At 46.4% G+C, this 12,624-nt stretch carries 16 protein-coding genes and 1 pseudogene; 1 reads left to right on the top strand and 16 read right to left on the bottom strand.

Features of this window, described 5'->3' with window-relative positions; all coding sequences use genetic code 11:
- The 5 genes and pseudogenes from ACTF5U_RS06795 to rluD form a co-directional block, all read right to left on the bottom strand.
- On the bottom strand, nt 1–827 hold an 827-nt coding region (locus ACTF5U_RS06795; protein ID WP_438970885.1), incomplete at its 3' end, for a DUF711 family protein.
- 37 nt (nt 828–864) lie between these two features.
- On the bottom strand, nt 865–1,431 hold the full coding sequence (locus ACTF5U_RS06790) for a glycine cleavage system protein R (protein ID WP_438970884.1): 567 nt from the start codon (nt 1,429–1,431) through the stop codon (nt 865–867).
- A 78-nt stretch (nt 1,432–1,509) separates the two neighbouring features.
- Nucleotides 1,510–1,668: pseudogene (locus tag ACTF5U_RS06785) on the bottom strand (YqaE/Pmp3 family membrane protein).
- Nucleotides 1,669–1,678: 10 nt separating this feature from the next.
- The gene (locus ACTF5U_RS06780; protein WP_438970883.1) at nt 1,679–2,137 is read right to left on the bottom strand and encodes a DUF4112 domain-containing protein; all 459 of its coding nucleotides are present in this window, start codon (nt 2,135–2,137) and stop codon (nt 1,679–1,681) included.
- Nucleotides 2,138–3,100: a 23S rRNA pseudouridine(1911/1915/1917) synthase RluD gene (rluD, locus tag ACTF5U_RS06775; protein ID WP_438970882.1), complete on the bottom strand. Its 963-nt coding sequence runs from the start codon at nt 3,098–3,100 to the stop codon at nt 2,138–2,140.
- A 73-nt stretch (nt 3,101–3,173) separates the two neighbouring features.
- On the opposite strand from rluD, the gene ACTF5U_RS06770 reads away from it, so the two are divergent.
- Nucleotides 3,174–3,470: a c-type cytochrome gene (locus tag ACTF5U_RS06770; protein WP_438970881.1), complete on the top strand. Its 297-nt coding sequence runs from the start codon at nt 3,174–3,176 to the stop codon at nt 3,468–3,470.
- 1 nt (nt 3,471) lies between these two features.
- Here the strand turns inward: ACTF5U_RS06770 and mutM are convergent, their stop codons facing one another.
- From mutM to ACTF5U_RS06715, 11 genes are all read right to left on the bottom strand, one after another.
- Nucleotides 3,472–4,290: a bifunctional DNA-formamidopyrimidine glycosylase/DNA-(apurinic or apyrimidinic site) lyase gene (gene mutM / locus ACTF5U_RS06765; protein WP_438970880.1), complete on the bottom strand. Its 819-nt coding sequence runs from the start codon at nt 4,288–4,290 to the stop codon at nt 3,472–3,474.
- 2 nt (nt 4,291–4,292) lie between these two features.
- The gene (locus ACTF5U_RS06760) at nt 4,293–5,159 is read right to left on the bottom strand and encodes a DUF4340 domain-containing protein (protein WP_438970879.1); all 867 of its coding nucleotides are present in this window, start codon (nt 5,157–5,159) and stop codon (nt 4,293–4,295) included.
- On the bottom strand, nt 5,156–6,526 hold the full coding sequence (locus ACTF5U_RS06755; protein WP_438970878.1) for a GldG family protein: 1,371 nt from the start codon (nt 6,524–6,526) through the stop codon (nt 5,156–5,158). Before ACTF5U_RS06755 ends, ACTF5U_RS06760 begins: the two co-directional genes overlap by 4 nt.
- Complete coding sequence (locus ACTF5U_RS06750; protein WP_438970877.1) at nt 6,526–7,269, bottom strand: ABC transporter permease subunit; 744 nt, start codon at nt 7,267–7,269, stop codon at nt 6,526–6,528. The genes ACTF5U_RS06755 and ACTF5U_RS06750 overlap by 1 nt, the downstream gene beginning before the upstream one ends.
- Nucleotides 7,262–8,200, bottom strand: coding sequence for an ABC transporter ATP-binding protein (locus tag ACTF5U_RS06745; protein ID WP_438970876.1), 939 nt, complete (start codon nt 8,198–8,200; stop codon nt 7,262–7,264). The genes ACTF5U_RS06750 and ACTF5U_RS06745 overlap by 8 nt, the downstream gene beginning before the upstream one ends.
- A gap of 4 nt (nt 8,201–8,204) precedes the next feature.
- Complete coding sequence (locus tag ACTF5U_RS06740; protein ID WP_438970875.1) at nt 8,205–9,428, bottom strand: EAL and HDOD domain-containing protein; 1,224 nt, start codon at nt 9,426–9,428, stop codon at nt 8,205–8,207.
- A 100-nt stretch (nt 9,429–9,528) separates the two neighbouring features.
- Nucleotides 9,529–9,684 (bottom strand): 50S ribosomal protein L33, encoded by a 156-nt coding sequence (gene rpmG, locus ACTF5U_RS06735; protein ID WP_007146528.1) that lies wholly within the window; start codon nt 9,682–9,684, stop codon nt 9,529–9,531.
- 11 nt (nt 9,685–9,695) lie between these two features.
- Nucleotides 9,696–9,932, bottom strand: a complete 237-nt coding sequence (gene rpmB / locus ACTF5U_RS06730) for a 50S ribosomal protein L28 (protein WP_438970874.1) — start codon at nt 9,930–9,932, stop codon at nt 9,696–9,698.
- Between the two features lie 113 nt (nt 9,933–10,045).
- Nucleotides 10,046–10,561, bottom strand: coding sequence for a peroxiredoxin family protein (locus ACTF5U_RS06725; protein ID WP_438970873.1), 516 nt, complete (start codon nt 10,559–10,561; stop codon nt 10,046–10,048).
- The gene (locus ACTF5U_RS06720; protein ID WP_438970872.1) at nt 10,558–12,189 is read right to left on the bottom strand and encodes an acetolactate synthase large subunit; all 1,632 of its coding nucleotides are present in this window, start codon (nt 12,187–12,189) and stop codon (nt 10,558–10,560) included. The genes ACTF5U_RS06725 and ACTF5U_RS06720 overlap by 4 nt, the downstream gene beginning before the upstream one ends.
- Nucleotides 12,190–12,276: 87 nt before the next feature.
- Nucleotides 12,277–12,624 (bottom strand): amidase family protein (locus ACTF5U_RS06715; protein ID WP_438970871.1); only part of this gene is annotated, 348 nt, incomplete at its 5' end.

Below are 12,624 nucleotides of genomic sequence, written 5' to 3'. Positions count from 1 at the left end.
ACAATACCAAACGGTAAACCTAACGTCTGAGCCACTTCACGACCCACCAACTCACCCGCACGCGTCAGACGGGCAGCGGTTTGTTTGATAACATCCGCAGCGCGACTTAAATCCATACCTTCCTCTTCATTCATCGCGCGCTCCAATGCTGCTTTCACAACACCGGGGCCACTGACACCGACGCTCACCACAGCATCGGCTTCACCAATGCCAAGATAGGCGCCCGCCATAAAAGGGACGTCTTGCGGTATATTGGCAAATACAACCAGTTTGGCTGCCGCCAGACCATCATCGTCAGCGGTCATTTCGGCAGATTGTTTGATGATGCCACCCATCAATTTAATAGCATCCATATTCAAGCCTGCTCGGGTACTGGCCACATTGACAGATGAGCAAATGCGTTTACTCTCAGTCAATGCTTGTGGAATCGCATTGATAAGGGCGGTATCACCCTTGCTCATACCTTTTTCCACCAGAGCAGTGAAGCCACCAATAAAGTCGACACCTAGTTCATCTGCGGCTTTATCGAGGGTGAGTGCAATTTCAACCATTTGAGCGGTATTAAATGGGGCGGCGACCACGCCAATCGGACTGATAGAGATACGCTTATTGGCAACTTCAATACCATAGCGGCGTTCGATACGCTGACAGGTGCTGACGAGCTGACTCGCTGTTTTAGTTATCTTGTCGTAGATGTTGCGTTTGAAGCGTTCAATATCATCACTGACACAGTCAGTCAGGTTGATACCGATCGTTACAGTGCGTAAGTCGAGATTTTCTTCGCGCACCATTTGTAGGGTGGAGATAATATCTTTTGGGTTTAACATGCTCTGTCCTGATGTTGGCTGTCTTCAAAGGCAGTGACTAGTTAAGAATGTTGCTCACTGAGTCAAAAATCTTACGATGTTGCACACTGATTTCGAGATCTAGTCGCTCGGCAATGGTATCCAGAGCGTCACGTAGCTCATTCATCACTGTTGCGCGGGGTACATCGACCTCAAATACCATCAGATTATTCATCGGATTGTCGCCACCTTTAAAGATAGCCTGAATATGGGTGATATTGACACCGTGAAAGAATAGCTTGCCAGCAATTTCGGCCACCAGACCCTGTCTGTCAGGACCAATCGCGGTAACGATATATGGCTGCACTTCAGGTTTGTGCTGATACCAGTCGGAAGTTTTTTCACTCCATGGGTGTACGCGAATAAATAAGGCCATTCCTTCACACGCTGCCTCAATGGCTTTCTGTAACGATTCAGCGCCATCTTCTTGTGTCAGTTGTACCTGAAGCAAAGCACCAAACACATTGTTCAGCAGTGTTTGACTCAGATTTTCAATATTGGCGTTATGTTTGTTGATAACATCAGCAACGATCGCCATGATACCGGGCTGATCGCTACCAAGCACAGAAATGAGAACTTTATTCATAGTGTGTTCCAGTACTTGCTTAACAGGAAATGAAATGGCATGTGAATACGGTGTCCGTGTTTTCAGATAATGCTTTGGCTAACGTTTTGCAATGACCCAGACAGCATGCACGATACCGGCAATATAGCCCAGTAGGGTTAACAGAATATTCAACTAGAACGCCCCGCCAATCCCTACTTGTAAAAATACACCTAATGGTGGCAACAGAATGGCTATCATGACACGAATAAAATCCATACAAGCTTCCTTAGTAGTTAGAAATACGTGACCACACAGCACTGAGTAACCAGCTTATTATTACGATGATAAGCGCCAGAACCAGAATCAGTATGATGACAAAAGCGGCATTTTCCCACCAGGAACGATGTATTACCTGCTTCGGTGATTGTTCATACTGCGCCACTAATTCACTGTTTTTTTGATTGGCTTTCCAGATAAAGTCGAACACGTCACCGACTACCGGAAGACTCCCCAAGACACTATCGATTAAAACGTTGATAAACATTCTAAACAGAATGGCACGAGGTACGCCCAGTTGATTCGCCTTGATGATGATCAAAGATGACAACAGACCGCTGATAAAATCGCCCAGTCCGGGAATCAGTCCAATAAAGCCATCAAGACCAATACGGTAGCCACCGGGTAACCGAATGCTATTATCTAAAACCCAACTCAATTTTTCGTGAAAACGTTTATGCGATGACACTTAGTCCTTCCTGTTGGCATCTTCCGCTAGGTGTTTAAGCATGTTCTGCATATCATCGGGTAATTCAGCCTGCCATGATACATCCTCGCCTGTAGTGGGATGTTGAAATCCTAATAGACCTGCGTGCAGTGCCTGACGGCGAAACCCCTGCACAGCCTCTCTACAACTTTCTGACATGCCTTTAGCCATTTTAAAACGACCGGCGTATACCGGATCCCCTAGTAAGGGGTGACGTATATGTGCCATATGCACACGAATTTGATGCGTTCTTCCGGTTTCCAGCTTACAACGGATATGTGTATGGGCACGGAAACGTTGCTCCACACGGTAATGCGTGATAGCCGGTTTTCCCGTCTGGCTGATTGCCATGCGCTTCCGATCAATATGATGACGGCCAATGGGCTCATCCACCGTTCCACCTGCAGTCATGACACCGATAGCGATAGCCTGATATTCGCGCTGCACGGTTCTGGCCTGTAGCTGAGACACGAGAGAGTTATGAGCCTGTAATGTTTTTGCGACCATCAATAAGCCGGTGGTGGCTTTATCTAATCTGTGTACGATGCCCGCTCTGGGAATATTGGCCAGCTGGGGTGAGTGAGCGAGCAACGCATTTACCAATGTACCCTGATGATTGCCTGCACCTGGATGTACCACCATACCTGCCGGTTTATTGAGGATAATGACATCGTCATCTTCATGAACAAGATCGAGTTCGATGGCTTCTGCTGACCAGCTGTCATCCTGCGCCTGAAGAATGGTGTCAATCAACACATTTTCGCCGCCAACCACACTATCCCGTGGACGTAACAGCGTTTCGTTGACTGTCACGTCACCGGCTTTTAGCCATTTGGTCAATTGGCCACGGGAAAAGTCAGGAAACATTTTCGCCAACGCCTGGTCGAGACGCATGCCTGCGAGTTCGTCGGGAATAGTATCTTGTAGCTGGATTTTTTCTGACATGTGGTTCTTTGCTGGTGAATAATGCTTAATTATAACGTAGGCTAGTGTTATAGGTTGGAATGAGGACGACAAGATGGCTATTTATCATGTAATGGCTGGGGTGATTGTTTCACTCTCAATCAGTGGTGTTCATGCTCAGGAGCGGAATGTGGCACTTTTGGCATCATCCTGCGCTGCCTGTCATGGTACAAATGGGCATAGCGTATCGGGTACGCCCAGTTTAGCCGGGCTCGACAAGATGTACTTTATGGAACAAATGCGGCACTTCAAGACTGGTGAACGGCCATCGACGGTTATGATGAAGCATGCTAGTGGTTACACCGAGCAAGAGATTCGTTTGTTAGCTGAGTTTTTCAGTCAACAAAAGTAATTTATTTCGGCTGACACTGCTTACAGAAATAAGTAGCGCGCTGAGCCTGTCGAATACAGCTAATAGGGGTTTGGCAGATCAGACAGGGTTGCTGCTCCCGCCCGTAAACATGCAGTTGCTGTGCAAAATAACCCGGTTTGCCATCACTTTTACGGAAGTCTTTCAAGGTTGTGCCGCCCGCGAGTAGGGCTTTCTCAAGCACCAGTTTAATCGCCTCGACCAGTTTTGCCATTTTCACTTTGCTGACTTTACCTGCCGCTTTAGCGGGGTGAATGCCAGCGAGAAACAACGCTTCATTTGCATAAATATTGCCGACACCGACAACAATCTCGCCATTCATAATGACGCTTTTGATAGTGCTGCTGCGACCTTTGCTTTGCAGGCGTAGATAGTCGGCATTAAAAAAATCAGATAATGGCTCAGGCCCTAAATGGGCTAGAAGCTGGTGGGCGCCAGTATCCGCTTCAGTCCATAAAACGGCGCCAAACCGCCTGGGATCTGTTAAACGCACAACATGCCCGTTATCGATATAGATATCAACGTGATCGTGTTTACCAATATGTGAATCATTATCCAGTACACGTAAACGGCCTGACATGCCCAGGTGGATAATCAACGTACCGGTCTCGCAGCGGAATAAGAGGTACTTGGCGCGCCGCTCAATTGTTTTTATCTTCTGGCCTTGAATGATGTCTTCGAGTTGATCAGGGATTGGCCAACGAAAGCCACGATGACGAATCACCATCTTGATGATAGTGCGTCCTTCAACATAGGGCTGTATACCTCGTCGCGTGGTTTCTACTTCGGGTAACTCAGGCATATTTATTCCGTGACGGTGACAGGCAGCAATTGTTTTTTCAAAGTCAGCGGAAAGTCATACTGTAACTGCAGCTTGAGATTCGTGATTTGCATGGTTTGAGCTGTTTCTGACATCAGTAGTTTTATCGGTTCTTCGTTATCGTTCAGCCATACGCTTATTTGTGGTTCACCCAGCGTGTTTATTGTTTCTTCAGTGATATGACGAACCTGCATCGCATAAGCAAGCTGCCAGTTATCGATTAGCGCTTTTAATGTATCGGAACTTGCCTGAAATCCGTGGCTTTTCCAATGTCCGTCCTGCTGTTCAATAGTTATGACATCATCAATCTCATCCGTAGTGATAAGCATCCGGGTGATTGACTGATTTTCAGTAATTAAACGGTTATCGACGTAACTACCCGCTGAGGAATTCAATAACGGTGCAAAATTATCTTCTAACAGATAAATCTTTTCTTCATGCAGCACATAACGTTGCTTGCTTAACGGTTCTATTCCACCAAAAAAGAAGCTTTGGTCATTCAAGCGTAAAGTGCTGATTGGTGAGTCTAAACCAAACTGATCCAATGAGGTCTGAGCCAAGGGTTCGAGTTGCCCCTGAATTGGCGAAGATAAAAGGCTTAGAAGCAGGTTGATTCGTGTTTGATTGGCGCGCGCTGTATAGGGTTCCACCAGTGTCCAGGCATCTTGCTGGCGGCGCAACGTGATTAGGGGGTTATCAGTGCGACGAATTTCAATGTCAGTGACCTCAGCTGCGGATAAATTGCTGATAGTGTCGGGTTTTTGTGGCGATGAAATTTCACGTTGTGATAGCCAAAGCATGACAAGCACAATAATTAACAACACCAGATTTGTCAGGTAACTACTTTTCATCGGCGTCTTCTCCGCCACCAAATACCCAGGCCGGTTACGAGTAAGAGTAGGGGGAACATCACTAGAAATCCCAGACCGAGAATGATCGACTGCGTTTTGGTCAGACTTAGCTGTGTGCCGACACTGGTTTTAACTGGAATGGTAATGAGTTTGTCATCATTGGACAGCCAATTAACTAAAGCCATTGCCAAGTCCAGATTGGCCGCATTACCGATATAGGCATCACTGACAAAGTCACCATCGCCAATTAATGCTATGCGTTGAGGAGGCTGATCGGTATCTGATGTGCGGGTCATGACATAACCCAGTGAAAACGGACCGCTGACATCTGCACCTGCGTCATACCGTTGCATCGAGAGATTATCAGGGGTGAGCGCGTTAGATTCCACCCAGGCATCGGGCTGACTATTGAGCAGGTTTAAATATTGCCAGCCGACAGAGTTATCGGGATTTGTCTGCTGAATGGCGGTGGCTTCAACCATTAAAGACACACTGGCAGTGGCGACACCAACCGGATGGTTGGCATAATCACTGATCAGAACAAACCTAGGATCATCAATTCCCAACATGGCGGTATTCGGATCCATTACCGTGCCATCAATAAATTCAATGCCCAAAGATTCTGATAATGCAGCAAGTGAGTCGGTCTGGTCAGGTTCAGCCAGCCAAAGAAGATTACCGCCCTTTTCCAGATAATCTTTAACTATGTCGACTTCTCCAGGCAGCCAGTTACGGGTCGGACTGGCAATGACCAACACCGCTGTATTTTCAGGTAGAGTTGGCGATTGTGTCAGGTTATGTGCATGTAGTTGAAAGCCCTGACTTTGTAGTTGCTGAGCCCAGGTGCTCAAGCTGAAGTTAGTTTGTTCAAACAGGCTGCGTTCACCATGACCTTCAATAAATACCAGCCATTGTTGTTTCTGGCGTGAGACGGTAATTAATGCATTGGTCAGAGATTGTTCGGACAGATCAAACACATGCTGTTGTTGCTTGCCCTGACTCACAACCATTTCACCTTGTTGCTGAATGTTTAAGCTGCGAACCAGATCGGGTGAAAAAGCCGGGTCAATGTAACTGATATTCAGTTTGTCCGTATGGCGCTGATAACGTTCTAGCAATTCAATCACTGCAGCGTGGTATTGGTCATCCGGGCTGATAAAAACCTGAATTTGAATGGTGTTATCAATTCCGCTCAGCAGTTCGCGACTGGTATCTGACAGGGTGTGACGGGCATTGGCAGTCCAGTCAAACTGTTTGTTGGTCTCAACAGAGACTTTCGCCAGCAAGATAACTACCGCGATAAGCAAAGCATAGAAAACAGCTTGTTGCAGACGAAACAGACGTTGTGTGTGACGGGTTACTTTCATCAGTCGAGTCGCTCTCTATCCAGGCGGCGAATAGTCAGCAGAATAAAGGTCACAATGACAATCAGATAAAAACTCAAATCAACCGTATTGATTTGGCCCTGTGTCATCGGTTGGAAGTGGTTGAGTAGGGACATCCAGCTCAGCACAGAAAAACCTTCATTACTGTTACCGGCCCAATCAATAATCCACAAAAGAAATAAAACCGTAAATGTGCTGATGGCGGCAATGGCAGGTTGTCGTGTCAGTGATGACAAATACAGACCAATGGCAGTGAAACTGGCAATCAATAGCAGCAAGCCCAGCATAGCGGCACTAAGTTGATATAGATCCAATGTGCTGCCGACAGCTAAAGATAGCGGCATCAATAAGGTAAGCAAAGCCAAAATCACGAAAAAACCCAGTGTGCCGAGGTATTTCCCGAAAACAATTTGACCCACACTTAATGGTGCAGAGGAGAGCAGTGACAGTGTCTCGTTGCGTCTTTCTTCGGCAAAGCTGCGCATGGTTAACAAAGGACTGATAAGCAGAATGATAACGGCTGCATTATTAAGCAGGGGAATAGCAATCATTTCAGTCACGCCGGGCGCCCCGGGAATAGCGGAAATACGGCTTTGAATCGTATTGAAATAATCAATATGCGTCAAAAACAGGTATGCCAGTAACACCTGAGTAAATGCCAGCATTATCCAGGCCAGGGGGGATAAAAATAAACGGTGTAATTCGTTGCGAGCGAGATTAAGCATCGTTTTCTTCGTTTTGAATAATTTTCATAAACACATCTTCCAGAGAGTGCTGTTCCGGCATCAGCATTTTCAATTGCAAACCGCTGTGGACAGCTTTTTCAAGTAGACGCTGCGTCGGATTGAGTTCAGGTTGATAATGGATGCGAAAGCGCTTATCGGAGAGGGTATCGATGGTCTCTATCCCTTCAATCTGTTGAAGTTCTGCGGTATCCACGGACTGCTCGAATTCAAGTAATAAACTGGAAGCCTGCATTTGCTGACTTAGCTTGTCGATGGTGTCATTGAACAGCAACTGACCCTGTGAAATGATTTGTACGCGATCACATAGCATCTGTACTTCAGGCAAAATGTGAGTAGATAGAATCACACTATGTTCATCAGCAATATCACGAATCAACTGACGGATTTCCCGGATTTGAATCGGATCCAGGCCCGATGTCGGTTCATCCAGAATGACTACGGCGGGGGAGTGAATAATTGCCTGAGCAATACCTACGCGCTGTTGAAAACCTTTTGACAGGTTGCCGATTAAGCTCTGTTGGACATCAGTCAGACCACACCGTTCTATTGCGGAGTTAATGGCCATGGACTGTTGTTTTTTATTGATGGCATTGAGACGTGCACAAAACTGCAAAAACTCACTAACAGTGAGTTCTTTATACAAAGGCGGTGTTTCAGGTAAATATCCGATGTGGGCTTTGGCCTGTTTGGGCTGATCCAACAGGTCAATGCCATTGATAATTATTTGACCATTATCTGGTGCGAGATTACCACTCAGCATGCGCATGGTAGTACTTTTCCCTGCACCATTGGGGCCGAGAAAGCCGAGTACTTCGCCTTTTTTAATGGTAAAGCTGATGTCGTTAACAGCAGGTTTGCCACCAAAATAACGAGAAAGGCTGGAAGCTTGTAAAAGCGGGGTGTCACTCATGGTGTCAGATAACTTCGGTTGCTTTGTTGGTCCACTCTGCCGCTTCAATATAACACCGGCTGAACTCATCTAGAGAGACCTTAGCGCGATTGAGTTCAGTCCACAAGCCGCGTTCATAGAGAACAATATCTTTGAGTAGCTTGCCCAGATTACCTTTTCCCTTTAATAAAGCCTGTTTCGTCGTATCACTCAGAGGAAGCGGGGAGATGACGCTTGCCATGGGCCTGCTCAACATCGCGTCTATGGTTGAAAACATGCCGACCAGAAAGCTGCTTTCCTTACTGCAGTCATATTGTAAGGCAAGTAAAGATGCCATCTTGGCTCGAATAAGCGCTTGACTTAGCAGCTCTTTAGGAACAGAGTTCAGTTCGCTCATTATGATGAGTGTGGTCCAGGTCTTGATTGCCTTGAGCCCCAGAATCACCAAACCTTCTCGAATCGAGTTAATCTGTTTGGACGTTCTAATCGCGGCCGAGTTCAGCAGACGTAGAAGCTTATAGGTCAAGCCTGGATCTTTACTAATCAATGCCTCAATGTCCTTAAATTCAACATCTTCCCGCTGCAATGTCTGCATCAGTTTTAGCAAAACGAGTTGATTATCGGGGATTGGTTTATCCTCAATATTGTCAGGACGACAGAAAAAGAAACCCTGAAAATAATCAAACCCCAGTTCCTGACAGAATTTGTAATCGGTCAGCGTCTCAACTTTTTCGGCGAGTAATTTAACGTCATATTCACGTAGTAATTTGACATGCTCGCGCAGCGCATTTTCATTCAATGACAATACATCGACTTTGATAATGGATGCCAGCTCGACCAGAGGGCGGAGTGACTCATGAAAGATAAAATCATCCAATGCGATGGTATAACCCATCTTGACTAGTTTCCTGATACCGTCAAGCAGTTCGTCATCGACAGCAATATCCTCTAGTATTTCGATGACTACCTGATCCTGACTGGCTGGTATGGGATCGTCGCTGAGAATGAAATTACGTGTCAGGTTAATGAATGCGGTGTGTTCACCGATAACGCGCTCAATACCCAATTCGAGAAACGCATAGTTCAGAACGCGGCTAGTGGCTGTATCACCAGAGAAGGTTGAAAGATCGGCTGTAGCCTGATTCGCTGCACTACGGAACAGTAACTCGTAGGCAAAGATCTTGTACTGACGATCAAAGATTGGTTGTCTGGCAATGACAACTTGCGGGCGCTCATTTGCAGTGTTCATCAATCACTCTCCATTGGGAGCTACCATCATAATCATCTTGCAGGCACAAAAAAACCCGCAGCAGCGGGCTTTTTGTTAATACCAGCGGTTTCCGCGGATATTATTTAATTTTTGCTTCTTTATACATCACATGCTTGCGAACAACTGGATCAAACTTTTTGATTTCCAGCTTTTCAGGCATGGTGCGTTTGTTCTTGTCTGTGGTGTAGTAGTGACCTGTACCCGCAGATGAGACTAATTTAATTTTATCGCGCATGTCCTGATCTCCTAAACTTTTTCGCCACGAGCACGCATATCAGTCAGAACTGCATCAATGCCTCTCTTATCGATAATACGAAGACCGTGGTTGCTAACACGCAGCTTAACCCAGCGATTTTCAGTCTCAACCCAAATGCGGTGTGAGTGAAGGTTGGGTAAGAAACGACGTTTTGTTTTGTTGTGAGCGTGTGAAACGTTGTTTCCGCTCATAGGGCGCTTGCCCGTTACCTGACATACTCTGGCCATTTTAGAACCTGCTCCTGATGAACATTTTTTACCACAGGGTTCCAAACAAGGTCCCTGCCTGCATCTACAAAGCCGAACTTTATACCATATAAGCTATGAGATGTGTAGTGATTTTATGACTGAATTGGGCTAAGTCCCATCGCAGCGAGTTTTTGTTTTAATTGCTCGGTTTTGAGAACACCAATTTTGCGCATCACGATTTCACCTTCTGGCGAGATCAGGAAGTGCGTCGGGGTGACTCTGACGTTATCGAACGCTTCAGAAATTTTCCCAGTTTCGTCCCAGGTAATCAAATAGGGTAAACCTTTTTGCTTACGCATGGTTTTGATGTGTTCCGGATTATCATGAGGCATAGCGACACTGAGCATTGTCAGTCCCTGGTTCGAATACTCATCGTGTAACGCGATAAGCTCAGGCATTTCTTTGATACAGCCCGGACAATCCGTTGCCCAGAAAATCATCAAAATCGGCTTGCCTTTATAGTCAGCCAGTTGATGCTCGCCACCGTCGATATCGGTGAAGCTGACCTCAGGCATAAGCGGCTGTGATGACGGCATCAAAACAATGCTTGTCACAGCCGCGACCATCACCATGAGCGCGATAAGAGTGTTTTTGATTACGGGTTTCATGTTGTTAACGTAATTTGTCCTAATGTTTCGGTTAGTTTGAGATTTTCACGATAATCAACCGGGCAATCAATCACAGTGACAGTATCGCGTTGTAGCGCTTCCTGGATGATGGGGTTGAGTTGCTCTGTTTGCTCGACTCTGACACCAAAAGCGCCAAAAGATTGCGCATATTGCACAAAATCCGGATTGGTGAATTCTACATGACTGGTTCGACCAAATTCATTTTGTTGTTTCCATTCAATCAGACCATAACTGGCATCATTCCAAATCAGAATCACAATGGGAATGTGAAGTCGCATGGCGGTTTCAATTTCCTGTGAGTTCATCATAAATCCAGCATCTCCGGTGACTGCGACAACGTTTCGTTCCGGATGAGCTAGTTTGGCAGCGATTGCGCCAGGTACGGCAATCCCCATACTGGCAAAACCATTCGAAATAATACAGGTATTGGGATATTCACAGCGAAACATGCGGGACACCCACATCTTGTGTGCACCCACATCACAAATTACGATATCTTCCAGAGCCATCGCGGTACGTAAATCCCAGATGATTTTCTGTGGCTTGACCGGAAATTCTGTATCGTCACGATGCAGATTCATTTCGGTAATCAGACTGTCGCGAAGAATACGCAATGCCTTGCCTTCGTGCGGTGTGGTTAAAGCCGCAATGCGATTGAGACTGTGACGAATATTGCCTACCACGCCGAGCACTACACTATAGTGCGCATCGACTTCTGCATGAGTGGTATCAATATGAATAATGGTGCGGTCCCGAGAGGGGTGCCAGAGGTAGGGGTGGTATTCGACCATATCGTAACCGATACAGATAATGACATCCGCATTGGCAAACCCACAGTTGGCGTAATCATTCGACTGCAGACCAACACTGCCCAGAGCCATCGGGTGACGAAAAGGGATCACACCTTTTGCCATAAAGGTATTAGCAACCGGGATTCCGAGCTTATCTGCAAAATCAGCTAATTCTTCACTGGCATTGGCTCTGATTACGCCATTCCCGGCGAGAATAATTGGATTCTCGGCATTGGAAATAATTTCAGCCGCACGTTCAATGTATTCAACAGCTGGTTCCGGCGGTGTGGCATGTTTGACTCTTAAAGGTTTGTCGTCAATTTCCATTTCCGCAATGTTTTCCGGGAATTCGATAAAACAGGCGCCGGTTTTTTCAGTTTGTGCGACTTTAAACGCTTTGCGGATAATTTCCGGAATGATTTCCGGGCTGACAATGCGGGTAGCGTATTTAGTAATCGGCACGAACATCGCTTCCAAGTCCAATACCTGGTGTGACTCTTTGTGCAGTCGATGCGTCGATGCTTGTCCAGCGATAGCAACCAGTGGAGCATGATCCATATTCGCGTCAGCAACGCCTGTAATCAGGTTGGTTGCTCCCGGCCCTAATGTGGCAATACAAACGCCAGCACGGCCTGTAAGCCTGCCGTAGACATCCGCCATGAAGGCGGCACCTTGTTCATGGCGTGTCGTGATAAAGCGAATTTTGGAGTCAAGCAAAGCATCCATCACATCCAGATTCTCTTCACCAGGTATGCCGAAGATGTATTCGACGCCTTCGTTTTCAAGCGATTTAATGAATAATTCTGCTGCTTTCATTCCACGCATTCCTTTCTACCGTGCCGGTTATTGCAGCCAAGCATAGCAGACATTAAAAAAGGGGCTGAAGCCCCTTTTTGTAATGGTTTATTTGAACGCTTCCGGCATCTGTTGATGCCAGTCTGTTTGTTGTTGATAACGGTGTGCTACATTCAGTAAACGCGCTTCATCGAAGTAGTTACCTATAATTTGCATACCCACTGGCAGACCATCGACAAACCCTGCCGGTATTGAAATACCGGGCAGACCCGCCAGGTTGGTGTTAATGGTGTAAAGGTCTTCCAGATACATCGCTACCGGATCATCGGTTTTTTCACCAAACCGGAAAGCTGTGTTCGGTGCTGTCGGTCCCATGATGACATCGACATCTTTGAACGCATCCTGGAAATCATCACTGATCAATCGACGGCACTGCTGCGCTTTCAAGTAATAGGC

Origin of the sequence: Methylophaga sp., from assembly GCF_965655755.1 — a bacterium.
In the GTDB taxonomy this organism is placed as follows: Bacteria; Pseudomonadota; Gammaproteobacteria; order Nitrosococcales; family Methylophagaceae; genus Methylophaga.
Note: the sequence above shows the minus strand (reverse complement) of the source record. Positions and strands in the feature narration are given on the sequence as shown.